Annotated in this window: 15 protein-coding genes and 4 tRNA genes; 4 read left to right on the forward strand and 15 right to left on the reverse strand. The window is 60.4% G+C overall.

Annotated features, from left to right (window positions below):
• Nucleotides 1–48: 48 nt before the first annotated feature.
• The 12 genes from rpoB to GTP58_RS11530 form a co-directional block, all read right to left on the reverse strand.
• Nucleotides 49–4158 carry a DNA-directed RNA polymerase subunit beta gene (gene rpoB / locus GTP58_RS11475; RefSeq protein WP_072789268.1) on the reverse strand — a complete coding sequence of 1370 codons (4110 nt, stop codon included), beginning with the start codon at nucleotides 4156–4158 and terminating at the stop codon, nucleotides 49–51.
• Nucleotides 4159–4426: 268 nt separating this feature from the next.
• Nucleotides 4427–4804 (reverse strand): 50S ribosomal protein L7/L12, encoded by a 378-nt coding sequence (rplL, locus tag GTP58_RS11480; protein ID WP_072789264.1) that lies wholly within the window; start codon nucleotides 4802–4804, stop codon nucleotides 4427–4429.
• Between the two features lie 93 nt (nucleotides 4805–4897).
• On the reverse strand, nucleotides 4898–5431 hold the full coding sequence (rplJ, locus tag GTP58_RS11485) for a 50S ribosomal protein L10 (RefSeq protein ID WP_072789465.1): 534 nt from the start codon (nucleotides 5429–5431) through the stop codon (nucleotides 4898–4900).
• A 315-nt stretch (nucleotides 5432–5746) separates the two neighbouring features.
• Nucleotides 5747–6442, reverse strand: a complete 696-nt coding sequence (gene rplA / locus GTP58_RS11490; protein ID WP_072789261.1) for a 50S ribosomal protein L1 — start codon at nucleotides 6440–6442, stop codon at nucleotides 5747–5749.
• 2 nt (nucleotides 6443–6444) lie between these two features.
• The gene (gene rplK / locus GTP58_RS11495) at nucleotides 6445–6876 is read right to left on the reverse strand and encodes a 50S ribosomal protein L11 (protein WP_154361336.1); all 432 of its coding nucleotides are present in this window, start codon (nucleotides 6874–6876) and stop codon (nucleotides 6445–6447) included.
• Nucleotides 6877–7000: 124 nt separating this feature from the next.
• Nucleotides 7001–7615: a transcription termination/antitermination protein NusG gene (gene nusG / locus GTP58_RS11500; protein WP_072789256.1), complete on the reverse strand. Its 615-nt coding sequence runs from the start codon at nucleotides 7613–7615 to the stop codon at nucleotides 7001–7003.
• Entirely contained in the window at nucleotides 7615–7998 is a 384-nt protein-coding gene (gene secE, locus GTP58_RS11505) for a preprotein translocase subunit SecE (RefSeq protein WP_072789253.1), read from the reverse strand. The genes nusG and secE overlap by 1 nt, the downstream gene beginning before the upstream one ends.
• 36 nt (nucleotides 7999–8034) lie before the next feature.
• Nucleotides 8035–8110: transfer RNA gene (locus tag GTP58_RS11510), tRNA-Trp, on the reverse strand.
• A 64-nt stretch (nucleotides 8111–8174) separates the two neighbouring features.
• Nucleotides 8175–9365 (reverse strand): elongation factor Tu, encoded by a 1191-nt coding sequence (gene tuf / locus GTP58_RS11515; protein WP_161077553.1) that lies wholly within the window; start codon nucleotides 9363–9365, stop codon nucleotides 8175–8177.
• A gap of 84 nt (nucleotides 9366–9449) precedes the next feature.
• A tRNA-Thr gene (locus GTP58_RS11520) sits at nucleotides 9450–9524 on the reverse strand.
• Nucleotides 9525–9584: 60 nt separating this feature from the next.
• Nucleotides 9585–9658, reverse strand: a tRNA-Gly gene (locus GTP58_RS11525).
• A 62-nt stretch (nucleotides 9659–9720) separates the two neighbouring features.
• Nucleotides 9721–9805 (reverse strand) — tRNA-Tyr (locus tag GTP58_RS11530).
• 195 nt (nucleotides 9806–10000) lie between these two features.
• On the opposite strand from GTP58_RS11530, the gene GTP58_RS11535 reads away from it, so the two are divergent.
• Complete coding sequence (locus GTP58_RS11535) at nucleotides 10001–13270, forward strand: EAL domain-containing protein (RefSeq protein ID WP_161077602.1); 3270 nt, start codon at nucleotides 10001–10003, stop codon at nucleotides 13268–13270.
• A 114-nt stretch (nucleotides 13271–13384) separates the two neighbouring features.
• Here GTP58_RS11535 and GTP58_RS11540 read toward each other — a convergent pair whose 3' ends face one another.
• From GTP58_RS11540 to GTP58_RS11550, 3 genes are all read right to left on the reverse strand, one after another.
• Nucleotides 13385–14968 (reverse strand): DUF3369 domain-containing protein, encoded by a 1584-nt coding sequence (locus GTP58_RS11540; protein WP_161077603.1) that lies wholly within the window; start codon nucleotides 14966–14968, stop codon nucleotides 13385–13387.
• A 79-nt stretch (nucleotides 14969–15047) separates the two neighbouring features.
• Complete coding sequence (locus GTP58_RS11545) at nucleotides 15048–16076, reverse strand: J domain-containing protein (protein ID WP_161077604.1); 1029 nt, start codon at nucleotides 16074–16076, stop codon at nucleotides 15048–15050.
• 106 nt (nucleotides 16077–16182) lie between these two features.
• Nucleotides 16183–17334 carry a class I SAM-dependent methyltransferase gene (locus GTP58_RS11550; RefSeq protein ID WP_161077605.1) on the reverse strand — a complete coding sequence of 384 codons (1152 nt, stop codon included), beginning with the start codon at nucleotides 17332–17334 and terminating at the stop codon, nucleotides 16183–16185.
• 23 nt (nucleotides 17335–17357) lie between these two features.
• On the opposite strand from GTP58_RS11550, the gene GTP58_RS11555 reads away from it, so the two are divergent.
• Genes GTP58_RS11555 through ttcA form a run of 3 tightly spaced genes read left to right on the forward strand, consistent with a single transcriptional unit; the run spans nucleotide 17358 to nucleotide 19517 of the window.
• Nucleotides 17358–18176: an SDR family oxidoreductase gene (locus GTP58_RS11555; RefSeq protein WP_373924736.1), complete on the forward strand. Its 819-nt coding sequence runs from the start codon at nucleotides 17358–17360 to the stop codon at nucleotides 18174–18176.
• 25 nt (nucleotides 18177–18201) lie between these two features.
• On the forward strand, nucleotides 18202–18600 hold the full coding sequence (locus tag GTP58_RS11560; protein ID WP_072788211.1) for a dihydroneopterin aldolase: 399 nt from the start codon (nucleotides 18202–18204) through the stop codon (nucleotides 18598–18600).
• Nucleotides 18597–19517, forward strand: a complete 921-nt coding sequence (gene ttcA / locus GTP58_RS11565) for a tRNA 2-thiocytidine(32) synthetase TtcA (protein ID WP_161077606.1) — start codon at nucleotides 18597–18599, stop codon at nucleotides 19515–19517. The genes GTP58_RS11560 and ttcA overlap by 4 nt, the downstream gene beginning before the upstream one ends.
• The last annotated feature ends 16 nt before the right edge of the window (nucleotides 19518–19533 follow it).

Genomic DNA, 19533 nt, shown 5'->3' on the forward strand with positions numbered 1-19533 from the left:
ATTCTTTAAACTGCCTCGCCGGCGACCGCCAGCGAGGCCCGTGCTGTCTTAGTTGCGTTCCAGGTCCATATCGATACCCAGGGAACGGATCTCTTTCACCAGCACGTTGAACGATTCCGGCATGCCGGCATCGATCACGTGATCGCCCTTGACGAGGTTTTCGTACACTTTGGTACGGCCATTCACGTCATCGGACTTCACGGTCAGCATTTCTTGCAGCACGTACGATGCGCCGTACGCTTCCAGTGCCCACACCTCCATCTCACCGAAACGCTGGCCACCGAACTGGGCTTTACCGCCCAGTGGCTGCTGCGTTACCAGCGAGTATGGACCGGTCGAACGCGCGTGCATCTTGTCGTCAACCAAGTGGTGCAGTTTGAGCATGTGCATCACGCCAACGGTGACTTTACGCTCAAACGCTTCACCGGTACGGCCGTCGTACATGGTGACCTGGTTCTTCGAGGCGGTCATGCCCAGGTTGCGGGCGATGTCGTCAGGGTAAGCCAGGTCCAGCATGCGGCGGATTTCCGACTCGTGCGCACCGTCAAACACCGGCGTTGCGAACGGCACACCTTTTTTCAGGTTGTGCGCCAGCTTCATGATCTCTTCGTCGTCGAACCGGTCCAGATCTTCCGGACGGCCGGTTTCGTTGTAGACCGTGGTCAGATACTTGCGCATCTCTTCCACTTTGATCTGCTGCGCCAGCATTTCGCTGATACGGATACCCAGGCCTTTTGCTGCCCAGCCCAAGTGGGTTTCCAGGATCTGACCCACGTTCATGCGCGAAGGCACGCCCAGCGGGTTCAGCACCACGTCGGCCGGCGTACCGTCCGCCATGTGCGGCATGTCTTCCACCGGCACGATACGCGAGACCACACCCTTGTTACCGTGGCGGCCTGCCATCTTGTCGCCCGACTGCAGGCGGCGTTTCACGGCCAGGTAAACCTTGACCATTTTTTGCACGCCAGGTTGCAGCTCGTCGCCCTGGGTCAGCTTCTTGCGCTTCTCTTCGAAGGCCAGGTCGAACTGGTGGCGCTTCTCGTTGATCGATTCCTTGATCGCTTCCAGCGCGGTCGCCGAAGCGTCTTCCGCCGGGCGGATGTCGAACCAGTGATACTTGTCCAGATCGTCCAGGTAGTCCTTGGTGATCTTGGCGCCTTTGGCCAGCTTCTTCGGACCGCCGTTGACCACCTGGCCAATCAGCATTTTTTCCAGACGCTGGAAGGCGTCGCCTTCCACGATACGCATCTGGTCGTTCAGGTCCAGACGGAAGCGCTTCAGTTCATCGTCGATGATCTGCTGGGCACGCTTGTCGCGCACGATGCCTTCACGCGTGAACACTTGCACGTCGATCACGGTGCCGACCATGCCCGAAGGCACGCGCAGCGAGGTGTCTTTGACGTCCGAGGCTTTTTCGCCGAAGATCGCGCGCAGCAGCTTCTCTTCCGGGGTCAGCTGGGTTTCGCCTTTTGGCGTCACTTTACCAACCAGGGTGTCGCCGGCCTGCACTTCTGCGCCGATGTACACGATGCCGGATTCATCCAGACGCGCCAGCTGGTTTTCCGCCAGGTTCGAGATGTCGCGCGTAATTTCTTCCGCGCCCAGCTTGGTGTCACGTGCAACAACGCTCAGTTCTTCGATGTGGATCGAGGTGTAACGGTCGTCTTTAACAACGTTTTCCGAGATCAGGATCGAATCTTCGAAGTTCAGACCATTCCATGGCATGAAGGCCACGGTCATGTTCTGGCCCAGTGCCAGCTCGCCCAGGTCGGTCGATGCGCCGTCAGCGATCACGTCGCCTTTGGCCACACGGTCGCCGCGTTCGACGATAGGACGCTGGTTGATGTTGGTGTTCTGGTTGGAACGGGTGTACTTGATCAGGTTGTAGATGTCGACGCCGACTTCGCCAGCAGTGGCTTCGTCGTCGTTAACCCGGATCACCACACGGCCTGCATCGATGTAGTCCACGATACCGCCGCGGACGGCCTGCACGGTGGTGCCGGAGTCGACTGCCACGGTACGTTCGATACCGGTACCGACCAGCGCCTTTTCAGGACGCAGGCAAGGCACAGCCTGACGCTGCATGTTGGCGCCCATCAGTGCACGGTTCGCATCATCGTGTTCCAGGAATGGAATCAGCGACGCTGCCACCGAGACGATCTGGCCTGGGGCCACGTCCATGTACTGCACGCGCTCTGGCGACACCAGAATGGTCTCGCCGGCTTCACGCGACGACACCAGTTCGTCGACCAGCTGGCCAGCATCATTCACCTTGGCATTTGCCTGGGCGATGATGTAGCGGCCTTCTTCGATCGCCGACAGGTAATCGATCTGGTCGGTGACTTTGGAACCCTCGACCTTGCGGTACGGGGTTTCCAGGAAGCCGTATTCATTCAGGCGGGCATACAGTGCCAGCGAGTTGATCAGACCGATGTTCGGGCCTTCAGGCGTTTCAATCGGGCACACGCGGCCGTAGTGGGTCGGGTGCACGTCGCGCACCTCGAAGCCAGCACGTTCGCGGGTCAGACCACCAGGGCCCAGTGCAGAAACACGGCGCTTGTGGGTGATTTCCGACAGCGGGTTGGTCTGGTCCATAAACTGCGACAGCTGCGACGAACCGAAGAACTCACGGATAGCGGCCGAGATCGGCTTGGAGTTGATCAGGTCATGCGGCATCAGGTTGTCGGCTTCCGCCTGACCCAGACGCTCTTTGACGGCACGTTCAACCCGCACCAGGCCGGCGCGGAACTGGTTCTCGGCCAGTTCGCCCACGCAGCGTACGCGACGGTTACCCAGGTGATCGATATCGTCGACTTCGCCGCGGCCATTGCGCAGTTCCACCAGAATCTTGATCACGGCCAGCACGTCTTCGTTCGACAGCGTCATGGCGCCAGTCAGTTCATCACGGCCGATACGGCGGTTGAACTTCATGCGGCCCACGGCCGACAGGTCGTAACGGTCCGGGCTGTAGAACAGGCCGTTGAACAGCGCTTCCACCGACTCTTCAGTTGGCGGTTCGCCAGGACGCATCATGCGGTAGATGGCGATACGCGCAGCGGTCTGGTCGGCGGTGTCGTCGATACGCAGGGTCTGCGAGATGTAGGCGCCTTGGTCCAGATCGTTGGTGTACAGGGTCTGGATGTCCGACACATTGCTGTCGCGCAGGCGGTTCAGCACTTCATCGGTCAGCTCATCGTTGGCGCTGGCGATGACTTCGCCGGTATCCGCATCAACAATGTTCTTGGCCAGCACGCGGCCGACCAGATAGTCTTCCGGTACCGAGATATGTTTCAGGCCGGCAGCGTCGATGTCGCGTACATGCTTGGCATTGATACGCTTGTCTTTCATGACGATGGTCTTGCCCGACTTCGGATCGACGATGTCGAAGCGCGCGACTTCGCCGCGCAGGCGTTCGGCCACGAATTCCATTTCCGCGCCTTCCGAGCGCAGGTGGAAGTTGTCGAAGACGAAGAAGTTGGCCAGGATCTGTTCTGGCGACATGCCGATGGCCTTGAGCAGGATCGACACTGGCATCTTGCGGCGGCGGTCGACGCGGAAGTACAGGATGTCTTTCGGGTCGAACTCGAAGTCCAGCCACGAACCGCGGTAAGGAATGATACGGGCCGAGAACAGCAGCTTGCCGGACGAGTGGGTCTTGCCACGGTCGTGCTCGAAGAACACGCCTGGGGAGCGATGCAGCTGCGAAACGATCACACGCTCGGTGCCGTTGATCACGAACGAACCGGTAGAGGTCATCAGAGGCAGTTCGCCCATGTAGACTTCCTGCTCCTTCATTTCCTTGACGACCGGCTTGGTTGGCGATTCCTTGTCCAGGATCACCAGGCGAACTTTGGCGCGCAGCGGCGACGCGAACGTCAGGCCACGCAGTTGGCATTCCTTGACGTCAAAGGCAGGATCGCCCAGCACGTACGACAGGAACTCGAGACGCGCGAAGCCATTGTGCGAAACGATAGGGAAAATCGAGGTAAAGGCCGACTGCAGGCCGTCGTTCTTGCGAGTCGACGGGGCGACGTCTTCTTGCAGGAAACTGTGGTAGGACTCGAGCTGGGTAGCCAGCAGGAACGGAACGTTGTGAACGTTGGCGCGCTTCGCGAATGATTTGCGAATGCGTTTCTTCTCAGTAAATGAGTAGTGCATGGACACTCCGTGAGTGACAGAAAGGGAAAAAATTTCAGGTTTTGCCTGTATGCTGCAACGGCTTTCGGCTGCATGTCATACAGACGAAACCTGAAACTTCTACCATTTCCAGCTGATTCAATTGGAACTGCAACGTCGGGAAAACGCTACAAATACGACACAGACGACAAAGGAGCCAAAGCCGGATATTTCCCCTTTTTCAAGGGGAACTACCCGCTGCTTTGGCTCGTGGCGCTAACTATAAGCTGTTAGCAGCCGGTACAACGAATTACTTCAGGTCAGCCTTGGCGCCAGCTTCTTCCAGCTTTTTCTTAGCGGCTTCAGCGTCAGCTTTCGACAGAGCTTCTTTTACGGTTTTTGGTGCGCCATCAACTACGTCTTTGGCTTCTTTCAGGCCCAGACCGGTGATTTCGCGAACTGCTTTAATTACGCCAACTTTGTTCGCGCCGACTTCGGTCAGAACCAGGTTGAATTCGGTTTGCTCTTCAGCAGCAGCTGCGCCGCCAGCTGCGCCGCCAGCTGCTGGAGCAGCCATTGCAGCGGCCGAAACGCCGAATTTTTCTTCGAAAGCTTTGACCAGTTCGTTCAGGTCCATTACGGACATTTCGCTCACTGCGTTCAGGATGTCGTCTTTGCTAATTGCCATTTGAAACTCCAATAATTTTTGATTCGTTAATACATCAGAATGCTACTTGATAAAAAACCCGCGCCGCCGTCAATGGCGGCACGCAGCGGCCTCTTAGGCTGCTGGGGCTTCTTCTGCTGCAACTTCTGCAACAGGAGCGCCTTCGGATTTTTTCGCTGCCAGAGCAGCCAGACCACGTGCAAAGCCCGATACCGGTGCCAGCATAACGCCCAACAGCTGCGAGATGAGGACTTCACGGCTAGGAATGCTCGCCAACGCTGCAACAGCTGCTTTATCCAGCTGCTTGCCTGCGTAGTTACCAGCAGTGATGACCAGTTTGTCGTTGGTTTTAGCGAAGTCAGCGATGACTTTAGCTGCTGCAACGGCATCGTCCGAGATCGAATAGATCAGCGGACCGGTCATGCTGTCTGCCAGGGCGGCAAATTGCGTGCCTTCAACGGAGCGACGTGCGAGGGTGTTTTTCAACACTCGCAGGTACACGCCTTGAGCGCGCGCTTTGGCACGGAGTTGCGTCAAGTGAGCAACCTGGATGCCACGATACTCGGCCACGACGATAGTTTGCGCAGTTGCTACTTTTGCGGAAACTTCGGCGACGACGGCCTTTTTGTCATTCAGATTGAGACCCACGGTCAATCTCCTTAAATGATCGCCAGCTGAATTGCCGGCCATCGGTTCGAACAACGGCGTCCGAGGTTAGGAGTCCAATGGACTGCAAAACTTGATCGGGAACACCATCTGCGTTGGGTGAAACATTCAATTAACCGGATGCCTGCCTGATGCATCCAGCCCAACGGTCTTTGATTGCGGCTGCTGCTTGCACAGCAGCCATCCCAAAGAACTGCCCCATGCGGCGCGACGGCCACACAAGGACTTAATCTAGCTAGTGGGTATCAGGCCCCAACGCGCTGGGCGCGCCGGCAACTGACACCCATCTGATATAACTTAAGCTGCCAGGGTAGTCTGGTCAACACGGACGCCAGCGCCCATGGTCGACGACAGCGATACCTTGCGCAGGTAAACACCTTTGCTCGATGCTGGCTTGGCTTTGTTCAGCGCGTCGATCAGGGCAACCAGGTTGCTCTTCAGATCGGCATCAGCGAACGATTTGCGGCCGATGGTCGCGTGGATGATACCGGCTTTGTCGGTACGGTACTGAACCTGGCCAGCTTTCGCATTTTTCACGGCGGTCGCGACGTCAGGGGTAACGGTGCCCACTTTCGGGTTAGGCATCAGGCCACGTGGGCCCAGGATTTGACCCAGGGTACCAACGATACGCATGGTGTCTGGCGAAGCGATGACGATATCGAAAGGCATGTCGCCGGCTTTGACGCGCTCGGCCAGGTCTTCCATACCGACCACATCGGCGCCAGCTGCTTTAGCAGCTTCAGCCTTGTCGCCCGAAGCGAATACCGCGACGCGGACGGTTTTGCCGGTGCCAGCTGGCAGCACGACGGAACCGCGAACCACTTGGTCCGACTTCTTCGGATCTACGCCCAGTTGTACCGACACGTCGATCGATTCGTTGAACTTGGCGGTTGCCAGTTCTTTGATCAGAGCAACAGCGTTGTCGAACGAGTAGTTCTTGGTGCTATCAACTTTAGCTTTGATAGCTTGTGCGCGTTTGGACAGTTTTGCCATGATTACAGACCTTCCACCGTGATGCCCATCGAACGAGCCGAGCCAGCGATGGTGCGTACAGCAGCATCCAGGTCAGCAGCGGTCAGATCAGGGGTTTTCAATTTAGCGATTTCTTCAGCTTGAGCACGGGTCAGCTTACCGACTTTGTCGGTATGTGGCTTCGGCGAACCTTTTTGCACGCCCGAGTGCTTCTTGATCAGGAAGGTTGCTGGTGGGGTCTTCATCACGAAGGTGAAGGACTTGTCAGCGAACGCAGTGATCACGACTGGGATCGGCATGCCTGGTTCCATACCTTGGGTCTGCGCGTTGAACGCTTTGCAGAATTCCATGATGTTCAGACCGCGCTGACCCAGAGCTGGACCGATCGGTGGGGATGGGTTTGCTTTACCAGCTGGCACTTGCAGCTTGATAAAACCAATGATTTTCTTTGCCATGATGGCTCCTATCTTGGATATGAGTAGTAGCGCCCCACCATGCGCGTTGTGCAGGGCGGGGCTCCTCTTGTGCCAGATTGACTAGGGTGTTGACACCGTCGCCCGTTCTGGCGAACGGTGTTGCTTATACTTTTTCGACCTGGCCGAATTCGAGCTCGACTGGCGTTGCGCGGCCAAAAATGGTGACCGAGACGCGCACTTTCGATTTCTCGTAATTGACTTCTTCGACATTGCCGTTGAAGTCAGTGAACGGACCGTCCTTGATACGGACTTGCTCGCCCACTTCGTACAGCACTTTAGGCCGTGGTTTCTCAACGCCTTCTTGCATCTGCTGCATGATCTTGTCGATCTCGCGCGCAGGAATCGGGGTTGGCTTGTTGGATTTGCCGCCGATGAAGCCGGTCACTTTATTGGTGTTTTTCACCAGGTGCCAGGTTTCGTCGGTCATTTCCATCTCGACCAGCACATAGCCAGGGAAGAAACGACGTTCAGTCACCGACTTTTGGCCATTGCGCACTTCGACCACTTCTTCGGTCGGCACCAGGATCTGGCCAAACTGGTCTTGCATGCCGGCGCGTTCGACACGCTCGGTCAGGGCACGCTGCACGCTTTTTTCCATACCGGAATACGCATGCACAACGTACCAGCGCTTGTTGCTCACCGGTACGCTGATTGGCGCTGCGCCAGCATCTTGCTCAGGAACTGCGCCCTGAGCGTCGTCTTGCACATTTTCGCTCATTATTTTCGTATGCCCAGAATGACGTCGTATAACAGGAATTCCAATGTCTTGTCCGTGCCCCACAGGAATACCGCCATCACCAGCACAAAGGCAAACACGATGCCCGTGATCTGGGTTGCTTCGCGGCGCGTCGGCCACACGACCTTTTTCGTCTCGCGAACAGCTTCTTTAGCGAAATTCAGGAAATCACGGCCAGTCGACGAAGTCCACAAGATCAAAACAGCAAAAGCCAAACCAGCCACAAGTGCGCCTGCGCGTACCAGAGCTGGTTTGTCCGACAGGTAGTAAAACCCTATCACGCCTGCGATTGCAACCACAACAGCCAGTGCAACCTTAATCTTGTCATTCGACGTGCTGACGGTCTGCACGGATTGATTAGACATTTATATTTTACTTTCGGTGCCCTGCACCAGATTCGGTGGCAGGGGCGGAGGGCCTCGAACCCCCAACCTTCGGTTTTGGAGACCGACGCTCTGCCAATTGAGCTACGCCCCTACATAAAACCACAAAGGATTCGGATTATACCACCCGGACACCCGGGTGGCAATCTTACTTCCTATTAGGCGATGATCTTAGCGACCACGCCTGCGCCTACGGTACGGCCACCTTCACGGATAGCGAAACGCAGACCTTCTTCCATTGCGATCGGGTTGATCAGCTTCACAGTGATCGACACGTTGTCGCCTGGCATAACCATTTCTTTATCCGCTGGCAGTTCGATCGAACCGGTCACGTCAGTCGTACGGAAGTAGAACTGTGGACGATAGTTGTTGAAGAACGGGGTGTGACGGCCGCCTTCATCTTTCGACAGAACGTAGATCTCGCCGGTGAAGTGGTTGTGCGGTTTGATCGAGCCTGGTTTTGCCAGAACTTGACCACGTTGCACGTCTTCACGCTTGGTGCCGCGCAGCAGCAGACCAACGTTGTCGCCTGCTTGACCTTGGTCCAGCAGTTTGCGGAACATTTCCACGCCGGTGCAGGTGGTTTTCACGGTGTCAACGATACCGACGATTTCGATCTCTTCGCCGACTTTGATGATGCCGCGCTCAACACGACCGGTTACCACGGTACCGCGGCCCGAGATCGAGAACACGTCTTCCACTGGCATCAGGAATGCACCGTCAACTGCGCGCTCTGGGGTTGGGATGTAGCTGTCCAGGGCTGCTGCCAGACGGATGATGCAGTCTTCGCCCATCTCGCCAGCGGCGCCTTCCAGTGCCATACGTGCCGAACCTTTGATGATTGGCAGGTCGTCGCCTGGGAACTCGTATTTCGACAACAGCTCGCGCACTTCCATTTCGACCAGTTCCAGCAGTTCTGCGTCGTCAACCAGGTCGCACTTGTTCAGGAACACGATGATGTATGGAACGCCAACTTGGCGGGCCAGCAGGATGTGTTCGCGGGTCTGTGGCATTGGGCCGTCAGCTGCGGAGCACACCAGGATCGCGCCGTCCATCTGCGCAGCACCGGTAATCATGTTTTTGATGTAGTCGGCGTGGCCTGGGCAGTCAACGTGAGCGTAGTGACGGTTTTCGGTCTCGTACTCAACGTGCGCGGTGTTGATGGTGATACCACGTGCTTTTTCTTCTGGAGCAGCATCGATCTGGTCGTAGGCTTTCGCTTCGCCGCCGAATTTTTTCGACAGAACGGTTGCGATCGCAGCGGTCAGGGTGGTCTTGCCGTGGTCCACGTGGCCGATGGTGCCGACGTTAACGTGCGGCTTGGTCCGCTCGAATTTCTCTTTTGCCATTTTAGACTCCTAACGATGTGTGTGATTGGCAGGGAACCTGCCCGACTGTCTTGATAATGCTGCCGTACTGCGTACTGCGAATTCTGGTGCCCTTTACGTGGATTGAACACGTGGCCTCTCCCTTACCAAGGGAGTGCTCTACCACTGAGCTAAAAGGGCTGATTGGGTACTGCTGTTTTTACTGCGTTCGATGCTTGCACATCTGCATTGCAACAACACTGGAGCGGGTGAAGGGAATCGAACCCTCGTCATAAGCTTGGAAGGCTTCAGCTCTACCATTGAGCTACACCCGCGAGGTATTGGTTCAATTCAACTCTTCATTTACTGCTAGCCACTCAGTCTTCTTGCAAAAACTTGGTGGAGGGGACTGGATTCGAACCAGTGTACTCTGAGAGAACGGATTTACAGTCCGTCGCCTTTAACCACTCGGCCACCCCTCCGCGAGGAACCGCAGAGTATGAAGCAATTTTTCTGAACCGTCAACTCCTTTTCTCACCTTGCGATGTTGGGTCAACAGTTCGTCTGCTTCGGGGCGAGATTTTAAACGCACGAACTGCAAATGTGCAAGTGTTGTTTTTACGTTGAATGTTTTCCTATACAATCGATTCACTAATCGATCCCCTGGAGCCTTGGATTTGAAGAATCGAAGCGGTCGCTGGCCTACCTACCTGCTTGCCAATCTGGCCCTGTGGGCCGTGTACTACGCAGCGGGCCGCCTCGGTCTGCTGCTGGCGCTGCCGCCTAGCTATGCCTCCCCCATCTTTCTCCCCGCCGGCGTGTGCCTGGCCGCCTGCGTGGTGGGCGGCGCGCGCCTGCTGCCCGGCGTGGCGCTGGGCGCGCTCAGCGTCAACCTGATCTATCCGGCGCAAAGCGCCAGCGGCATCACCGCGCTGGCCCTGCTGGGCGCCTGTGCGCCGGCAATCGGCGCCTCGTTGCAGGCATGGGTCGGCAGCACCCTGTTCCGCCGCTATATCGACCCGGCCATCGGCTCCGGCCGCGACGTAGTGCGCTTCGTCCTGCTGGCGGTCAGCGCCACCGTGGTCTCCAGCACGATCTCGATTTCCGGCATGCTACTGCTGGGCATACTGCAGCGCGACACCATTGCCGCCGACTGGCTGGCCTGGTGGATGGGCGACACCATCGGCATCCTGCTGGCGGCGCCGCTGAGCTGGATTGTGATTGGCCGTCCGCGCGCGCTGTGGGCGCGCCGCCGCACGCTGGTCGGCTTGCCGTTGCTGCTGTCGGCCGGCGCCTTCATCGCCATCTACCTGCAGGCCGACCGCTGGGAAAGCAGCCAGCAGCTGCAAACCTTCCGCCTCAAGGCGCAGCAGACCGGCGACCTGCTGCAAGCGCAGTTCAGCGAGCACGAACGCTTCATCTACGCCATGGCCAAGGCGCTCAACGATCCGCGCCGCTCGATCAACGCCGACGATTTCGGCAACCTTGCGCACGGCTACCTGGACCAGCGCCCCGAGTTGCTGTCGATGGGCTGGCTGATGCCCGTGGCCGGCAGCGAACGGCATGCGTTTGAAGCGTGGGCGCGCCAGCAGGTCGATCCCAACTTCGCCGTGCGCGAACGCCTGGAGCCGGCCGGCCAATTCGTCAGCGCCGCAGCGCGCGACCGTTACTTCGTGGTCACGTTTGTCGAACCGGCGGCGGCCCGCGACTACGTGGGACTCGACTTCCTGTCCGAAGAACGGCGCCGCGCTGCGCTCACGCGCGCGATCCAGTCAGGCCAGCCGACCGCCACCGCGCCGCTGCAATTTGCGCGCGCCATGCCCGGCACCGGCCTGCTGCTGCTGCAAACCGTCCACCCCAACAACGACCATCACCAGGCCGTAGGCGCGCTGCTGATCGCCATGCAGTTCGAGGCTTACCTGAACCAGGCGCTCAAACGTGCCGAGTTCCCGCACTTCCTGGTGCGCTTCGAAGACACCGACGACGACGGCCCGCGCCGCGTGGTGCAGGACACGCTGCACCGCGCGGTCGACGAAGGCGACTACCAGCGCCAGCTGCATTTCGGCGGCCGCATCTACGAACTGACGCTGGCGCCCACGCCAAGCTATCTGCAGCAGCAGCGCGGCTGGCAAAGCTGGACCGTGCTGACCTGCGGCCTGCTGCTGACTGGCCTGCTCGGCACGCTGATGATGCTGATTAGCGGCGAACGCGCGCGCATCCAGGCCGAGGTCAAGGACAGCACCTCGCGCCTGCGCCAGCGCGAAGCGCGCCTGCAGGCGATCCTCAACAAAGCTGCCGACGCCATCCTCACCGTCGACGGCAACGGCGCGCTGATGTCGGCCAATGCCGCCGCCGGCCGCCTGTTCGGTTACGCGCCGGAAAAAATGACCGCGCTGCCGCTGGACAAGCTGATCCCGGTCGGCGTCGGCGAAGCGGCGGGCCTGGACGCGGCAGGCTTGCTGCGCATGATCGCCTGCGGCGTCACCCACGAATACGAACTGCCGGGCTGGCGCAGCGACGGCAGCGAATTCCCGCTGGCGATGTCGGTGTCGGAAGTGGAGCTGCCGGACGAACACCTGTTCGTCGCCATCCTGCACGACCTCACCGAACAGCATATGGCGCAGGAACGCATCCACCGCCTGGCCCACCACGACACCTTGACCGGCCTGGCCAACCGCCTGTCGCTCAACCTGCGCCTCGACCAGCTGCTGGCGCAGACGCGCCGCAGCGGCGGCATGGCGGCGCTGCTGTTCATCGACCTCGATCACTTCAAGAAAATCAACGACACCCACGGCCACGAAATGGGCGACCTGCTGCTGATCGCCGTCTCGCAGCGCCTTCAGGAACTGCTGCGCGAAGTGGACACCATCGCCCGCCTCGGCGGCGACGAATTCATCGTCGTCACCGACGGCGCCGTCACGCCCGGCGACGCCTCCAACATCGCCGTGCGCATCGTCGACGCGCTGACCGCGCCGTACCACCTGCAAGGCAAGACCATCCACAGCGGCGCCAGTGTGGGCGTGGCCATGTTCCCGTCCGATGGCGACGACAGCAGCACGCTGATGCGCCACGCCGACACCGCGATGTACGCAGCCAAGAGCCAGGGGCGTGGCAACTTCCAGTTCTTCTCCGAAGCGATGAACACCGCCACGCACGAACGCCTGATGCTGGAAAACCGCCTGTGGCAGGCACTGGAACAAAACGAATTCGAGCTGTATTTGCAGCCGCAAATCGAACTGGCGACCCAGCGCATCATCGGCGCCGAAGCGCTGCTGCGCTGGCACCATCCCGAGCTGGGCATGGTGGGGCCGGACCGCTTCATTCCGATTGCCGAAGAATCGGGCCTCATCATTCCGCTCGGCGACTGGGTGCTGCAGCGCGCCACCAGCCTGCTGCACGCGTGGCGCACGCCGGGGCTGGAGCATCTGCGCCTGGCGGTCAACCTGTCGGCGCGCCAGTGCCACGGCCCTGGCCTGCTGCCGCACCTGGACCGCCTGCTGCACAGCCACGGCATCGACCCGGCCCTGCTGGAACTGGAGATCACCGAATCAGCAGCGATGCAGGACCCGGAACGCAGCCGCACCCTGCTCACCGAACTGCGCTCGCGCGGCATCAAGGTGGCGATCGACGACTTCGGCACCGGCTACTCGTCGCTGAGCTACCTGAAGCTGTTCGAGATCGACCGCATCAAGATCGACCGCGGCTTTGTGAAGGACATCGAGAGCGATCCGAATGATGCGGTGATCGTTGCGGCCACCATTGCGCTGGCCCATTCGCTGGGACTGGAAGTGATTGCGGAAGGCGTGGAAACCCAGGCGCAGCGGGACTTCCTGCGGTCCAAGCAGTGCGACGAAGCCCAGGGTTACCTGTTTGCGCGGCCAATGCCCGTGGCGCAGTTTGAAGCGATGGTGCGCAGCGCCGCAACGACGACTGCCGCAGCGGCCTGAGCTGCATTAATCCGGGGTCTAATCCGGGGTCAGTTCTTGCAATCCAACACGAGCTCAGCCGTAGTACATGCTACGGCTGAGCTCGTGTTGGATTGCAAGAACTGACCCCGGATTTTAATCGGGCGTGCGGCCGATGCTCGGATCGCGCTCGATCATTTCCAGCAGCGCTGCCACTACCTCGGGATCGAACTGCTTGCCGGCGCGGTCCTTGATGTAGGCTACCGCTTCGGTGTGCGGCCATGGCTCTTTGTACGGACGCTCGTGCAGCAGCGAATCGAAGACATCGATCACCGCCACTATGCGCGCCGCAATCGGAATCTCGCGGCCCTTGAGCTGGTTCGGATAGCCATTGCCGTCCCAGTGCTCGTGATGGCCGCCGGCGATCTGCGCGCCATAGGTCAGGTAGCTGACGCCATCGACCATATTGGCGGCGCGTTCCAGGATGGTTTGGCCCACGCCCGCATGCTGCTGCATCTCGCTGCGTTCTTCCGGCGTGTGGATGCCCGGCTTGAGCAGGATATGGTCCGGCGTCGCCACCTTGCCCACATCGTGCAGGATCGAGGCCAGGCCGATCATCTCCAGCAGCTGCGGCGTGATCTCGTCCGGATAGGCGCCCCGTTCATGCATGCGCTGCGCCAGCGCCGACGACAGCATCTGCACGCGCCGCACATGGCCGCCCGTGCCGCTGTCGCGGAACTCCGCCAGGTCGGCCAGCGCCACCACCGTGGCTTCCTGCGCCTTGCGCAGCTGGCCGAACATGTAGAGGTTGTCGAACGCCGCCGCGATGCGCTGGCAGAACACTTCGAGCAGGTCGCGCTGGATCTGCGCCAGCGGCCATGGCGGCGTCACGGAGATCGCCACCTCGCGGTTTTCCTGGGTATGGATGAACAGCACATTGGCCGGATGCTCAAACTGCGATTTCTTTTCGGCGAATGCCTTGGCGATGGTCGGCCACAGCGGATGCGAGGCCGGCATCAGCTCTTCGCTGTTGAGCGAGGAATAACCGCCGGTGGCGGCTACCACCGTGGTGATGCCGGTGTCGCCCTGCATCAGGCACAGCACGCCGTCCGAGCCTACGTCCAGGATCGCGCTGACCTGATTCAGCACGCCGGAGGCAAACTCGCGCAGCGAATGGATCTGGTACAGATTGGTGGCGCCGGCCAGGATCTTGCCCAGGCCGATACGGCTGCGCTCCAGCATGTTCAGGCTCTCGTACGCGCGCAGCGCGGAGATCACCGTGGTGAACAGCTTTTGCGTGGTCAGCTCGGTCTTGGCCTTGTAGTCGTTGATGTCGTATTCGATGATGACGCGCTGCTCGGGCGCCTGGCCCGGCTGGCCGGTGCGCAGCACCACGCGCACGATGGAATTGTGCAGCTCTTCGCGGATGCGGCGTGCCAGCAGCAGGCCGGCGTCGTCGGTCTCCATCACCACGTCCAGCAGCACCAGCGCGATGTCGGGCGTGTCGCGCAGGATGTCATAGGCTTCGCGGCCGCTGTAGGCAGAGAACAGTTCCAGCTCGCGGCCCTTGAAGCTCACATTGCGCAGCGCCAGGCGGGTGACGGCGTGGACATCGACATCGTCGTCGACGATCAGCACGCGCCACAGGCGCTGGTCCGGGGCACCGAGACCGCTGGCCGGCGTGTCTTCCTCGTCTTCGTCGATCAGCCAGTTGTCGTCTGCGGCGTTGGAATCTGTCATTACACACTCTCCTGATTGTTACCCTAGGATAATCAGATTCCCCCCCTATGACAACTCTTATTGGAAAGCTGTCACGCCGCTAGTTGTTGACCGGTGACGCCCCGGCTTCGGCGCCGGCGGCAGCCGTGCGGTTGGCGGCCGCGCATGCGCCCGGATTGGCGCCCGCGTCGAGGTTTTGATAGCGGATTTCGTACTTGCCGTTGACCAGTTTATCGACCAACAACTTGTCGTGCGCCTGCACATAGGCGTAGCGCACATTCGAGCGGCGATCCATGTCGTACACCTTGATAAACACGGCCGAGGCGTTGCTGCCGTTATCCAGTGTCAATTGCATATCATCGCCGCGGTTGCCGACCGGGAAGCCCTCCATATAGCCGGACCGGACCGGCCAGGGTTCGCCGTTGGGCGCCACCAGCGTCTGGGTCTGGGTTTCGCTGTCGCATTCGGCGCCGGCGCTCGGCAGCACCACCTGCGACATGGCCACCACCTTGATCGGCGTTGCCTTGGCCACATGCGAATCGGACAGGCGCACGCTGGCCCAGGCGTCGCGCTGCTCGGCCCTGGCGTCGGCGCGCGTATCGCGCATGCCCTGCGGCGACACGTTGTCCTCGGTGGCCGCATTGGCATTAATGCTACCCTTGCCACCCCAGGCCGAACTCAGCATGGTGGAGAGCAGCTGCGGCTCGGCCACCATGGTGGCGCCGCCTATCCAGCCCGCCGCCAGACACGCCGCCAGGCCGGCCCAGATGCGCCAGTCGCGGCGGCGCGGACGCCGTACGGGCGCGTCGTTGACGTGCTCGGGATGCCAGTTGCTGTCATGCTTATGCTTGTCGCCGCGCGGGCCGTCTTCGTGGCGGGTGCTCTCCAGCCATTCGATTTCCCACTCTTCGGACGTGATCCACTCGTCGTGCTCCTTGCGGCGCTGCGGGTCGGACAGGGTCTCGTAGGCGCTGTTGAGGATGGCCATGATGCGCGCGGCCTTCTCATCCCCCGGATTTTTGTCCGGATGGTATTTTTGGCTCAGCGCCTTGTAGGCGGCACGTATGACTTCCTGTGGCGCCATACGCGACACTTTCAGGTTGTCATAGTGGGTGTGTATCTTTGCCATAGCGCGAAATCGATGCAGAATCAGTCATCATAGCCCATCTTACAGCTTGCAACTCAGGGAGCAGACAAGGATTTGACTTGCTTTTCTGCCCACTGTGCCTTTCCGTCTACAGTCGGTGGGTGCGGTCCTGCAGGACGATGGCGTCTGGCAGTTCCACGCCCTTGCCCACCGCCAGCACCTTGAACAGCTCGCCCATTTCCGCCGGCGACACCAGCTTCTGCATGGCGCGCGCCTGCGGCAGATAGGCGGCCGCGTCGGCCGAATCGGTGCGCAGCAGCAGCTCGCCGATGCCGGCGCCGATCAGGAAGCCGGACTGGTTCAGATAGCCCAGCACCTCGGCGCCCGCCTCCTGGGCCGCCAGCGCCATCGCCGTAAAATCCACGTGCGCGGTGATGTCCTGTAAACCAGGATAGTAGAAAGGATCGGGATGTGCATGGTGGCGGTAGTGGCACATCAGGGTGCCGGTGGCGCGCTGGTCGAAATAGTATTCATGCGCCGGGAAGCCGTAGTCGAACAGGAAGGCGGCATTGGCCCGGCCCTGCATCAGCATGCGGCTCAGCGTCGCCATGAAGCTGCAGGCAATGCCGTGCAGCTCGGTCACATAACCGACCGGCAGCTGCGCATGCTCCGGGATCTGGCGGGCCACCTGCTGCAGCAAGTCGTCGCTGGCCGGAACCTCCAGGTATTGGAAGCGGCCGTCGGCCACCGTCACCTGCAATTCCTGCCAGCCGTCCGGATGCTTGATGACCAGGTGCACCGGCATCGCATCCAGTACCTCGTTACCGAACACCACGCCGTCAAAACTGTCAGGCAAGGCATCCAGCCAGACCACCTGTGGGAAATCGCGCAGCGTTTCCTGCTGGCGGCCGCGCAGTTCGCCGGACAGCTCGACAATGTAATAACGCGCGACCTGCACCCCGGCTGCAGCCAGCTCGGTGAGGATGTCAAACGCCAGCTTGCCGGTGCCAGCGCCAAATTCGAGGATCTGCGGCGCGCTTTGGGCGATAATAGCGGCTGCAACCTGCGCCAGCGCCGCGCCGAACAGGGGCGACAGCTCGGGGGCGGTTGTAAAATCGCCATCTTTGCCGAGTTTGGCGGAGCCGCCGCTGTAGTAGCCCAGACCGGGCGCGTACAGGGCCAGCTCCATATAGCGGGCGAAGGAAATCGCGCCTGCATTGCTGGCAATCTCGGCGGCAATCAGGTTTTGCAAGGCGTGGGACGCGGCCAGCGCGTCGCTAGAAGGTACGGGTAAGGACATCCCGGCATTATATCCAGTTCAACATGATGACAGCACAGGACAACTCAGCATCCGGCGCCCCGGCGCCTGCCACGCCCACTACGCCCAGTGGACGCGTGGCCCTGGTGACCGGCGCCGGCCGCCGCCTTGGCCGCGCCATCGCGCTGGGCATGGCGCGCGCCGGCTGGGACGTGGCGCTCCACTACCGCGCCTCCGCCGACGAAGCGCGCGCCGTCGCCGATGACATTGCCGCAATCGGCCGCCGCACTGCGCTGCTGCCATGCGAACTGGCCGATGAAGCAGCCGTGCGCCAGCTGCTGCCACGCGCGGTACAGGCGCTGGGCCGTGTGGACTGTGTGGTGAATAACGCCTCGCTGTTCGACTACGACAGCGCGGCCGACTTCAGCATCGCCAAGCTGGACGCCCACATGCACGCCAACGTCGCCGCCCCCATCCTGCTGGCGCAGGCGCTGCATGCAGCCACGCCGGATGGCCAGCAGGCCGTTGTCATCAATCTGCTGGACCAGAAGCTGTACAATCTCAATCCTGATTTTTTGTCGTACACCCTGTCCAAGGCTGCGCTGCACACCGCCACCACCATGCTGGCGCAGCAGCTGGCGCCGAAATTGCGGGTGGTCGGCATCGCGCCGGGCCTCACCATGGTATCCGGTGACCAGACCGAGGCCGGTTTCGCCAACGCGCACCAGCAAACGCCGCTGGGCCGTTCCAGCACCCCCCAGGACATCGTCGACGCGGTGCTGTACGCCGCCTCCGCGCGCGCCGTTACCGGCACCACGCTGCTGGTCGATGGCGGCCAGCATTTGATGCCGCTGGCGCGCGATGTGATGTTCCTGGCTAAATAACTTAAATCCGAAAGAAGGTTCTTCCATGCTGTCCGCCCTGATACACCCGCAACTGAACGACTGCCGCCGCCTGTTCCTGCGCAACTATGAAGTCATGATCAACATCGGCGTCTACGAGTTCGAGAAAAAAGGCGAGCAGCGTCTGCTCATCAACGTCGACCTGTACATCCCACTGGCGGTATCGTCGCCGAGCCACGACCAGCTGGAAGAAGTGGTGGACTACGACTTCATGCGCAACACCATCGCCACCCGCATGGCGCGCGGCCACGTGCAGCTGCAGGAAACCCTGTGCGACGACATCGTGCGCGAAATGCTGGCGCATCCAAGCGTACGCGCCGCACGCGTATCGACCATGAAGCCTGACGTCTATCCGGATTGCGAAGGCGTCGGCGTTGAAGTATTCAAGATCAAGGAACAAGCATGAACGCGGTCATCGACGAGAGCATCAGCGCCAAGGCGGCTGACAAAATCGCCCACGAGAACAACAAGCTGCACAAGCGCCTGTGCCGCCTGGTGGGCCAGGCCATCGGCGACTTCAACATGATTGAAGACGGCGACAAAATCATGGTCTGCCTGTCCGGCGGCAAGGACTCCTACGCCCTGCTGGACATCCTGATGACGCTGCGCGAACGCGCACCGATCAACTTCGAGATCGTCGCCGTCAACCTGGACCAGAAGCAGCCCAACTTCCCGGCCGACATCCTGCCGGCCTACCTGGAAAAGCTGGGCATCCCGTTCCACATCGAAAACCAGGACACCTACAGCATCGTCAAGCGCCTGATCCCGGAAGGCAAGACCACCTGCTCGCTGTGCTCGCGCCTGCGCCGCGGCATCCTGTACCGCGTGGCCGATGAACTGGGCTGCAACAAGATCGCGCTGGGCCACCACCGCGACGACATCCTCGAGACCTTCTTCCTGAATATGTTCTTCGGCGGGAAAATCAAGGGCATGCCGGCCAAGCTGGTGTCCGACGACGGCAAGCACATGGTGATCCGCCCGCTGGCCTATGTGAAGGAAGAAGACACCGAGCGCTACGCCGAAGTCAAAGGCTTCCCGATCATCCCGTGCGACCTGTGCGGCTCGCAGGAAAACCTGCAGCGCAAGCAGATCAAGGCCATGATGCGCGACTGGGAGAAAAAACACCCTGGCCGCGTGGAGAACATCTTCTCGTCGCTGTCGACCGTGGTGCCATCCCACCTGATGGACCGCGACCTGTTCGGCTTCAAGGACATCAAGGCCGACGGCATCGCCAACCCGCTGGGCGATATCGCCTTCGACGAAGAACCTTGTTCCACGCCGGCCTCGGTTCCGGGTATTATTCCGTTGCAAAGTATGCAATGATGTTCTTCCTTTACCC

This window comes from Duganella sp. CY15W, from assembly GCF_009857555.1.
In the GTDB taxonomy this organism is placed as follows: Bacteria; Pseudomonadota; Gammaproteobacteria; order Burkholderiales; family Burkholderiaceae_D; genus Rugamonas; species Rugamonas sacchari.

Bases quoted from the DNA above. Each gene is read 5' to 3' on its own strand.
- GTP58_RS11540 (WP_161077603.1), bottom strand. From the start codon at position 14,968: ATGACAGATTCCAACGCCGCAGACGACAACTGGCTGATCGACGAAGAC.
- nusG (WP_072789256.1), bottom strand. From the start codon at position 7,615: ATGAGCGAAAATGTGCAAGACGACGCTCAGGGCGCAGTTCCTGAGCAA.
- GTP58_RS11555 (WP_373924736.1), top strand. From the start codon at position 17,358: ATGATGACAGCACAGGACAACTCAGCATCCGGCGCCCCGGCGCCTGCC.
- GTP58_RS11560 (WP_072788211.1), top strand. From the start codon at position 18,202: ATGCTGTCCGCCCTGATACACCCGCAACTGAACGACTGCCGCCGCCTG.
- tuf (WP_161077553.1), bottom strand. From the start codon at position 9,365: ATGGCAAAAGAGAAATTCGAGCGGACCAAGCCGCACGTTAACGTCGGC.
- rpoB (WP_072789268.1), bottom strand. From the start codon at position 4,158: ATGCACTACTCATTTACTGAGAAGAAACGCATTCGCAAATCATTCGCG.
- GTP58_RS11550 (WP_161077605.1), bottom strand. From the start codon at position 17,334: ATGTCCTTACCCGTACCTTCTAGCGACGCGCTGGCCGCGTCCCACGCC.
- secE (WP_072789253.1), bottom strand. From the start codon at position 7,998: ATGTCTAATCAATCCGTGCAGACCGTCAGCACGTCGAATGACAAGATT.
- GTP58_RS11545 (WP_161077604.1), bottom strand. From the start codon at position 16,076: ATGGCAAAGATACACACCCACTATGACAACCTGAAAGTGTCGCGTATG.
- rplA (WP_072789261.1), bottom strand. From the start codon at position 6,442: ATGGCAAAACTGTCCAAACGCGCACAAGCTATCAAAGCTAAAGTTGAT.
- ttcA (WP_161077606.1), top strand. From the start codon at position 18,597: ATGAACGCGGTCATCGACGAGAGCATCAGCGCCAAGGCGGCTGACAAA.
- rplL (WP_072789264.1), bottom strand. From the start codon at position 4,804: ATGGCAATTAGCAAAGACGACATCCTGAACGCAGTGAGCGAAATGTCC.
- rplK (WP_154361336.1), bottom strand. From the start codon at position 6,876: ATGGCAAAGAAAATCATTGGTTTTATCAAGCTGCAAGTGCCAGCTGGT.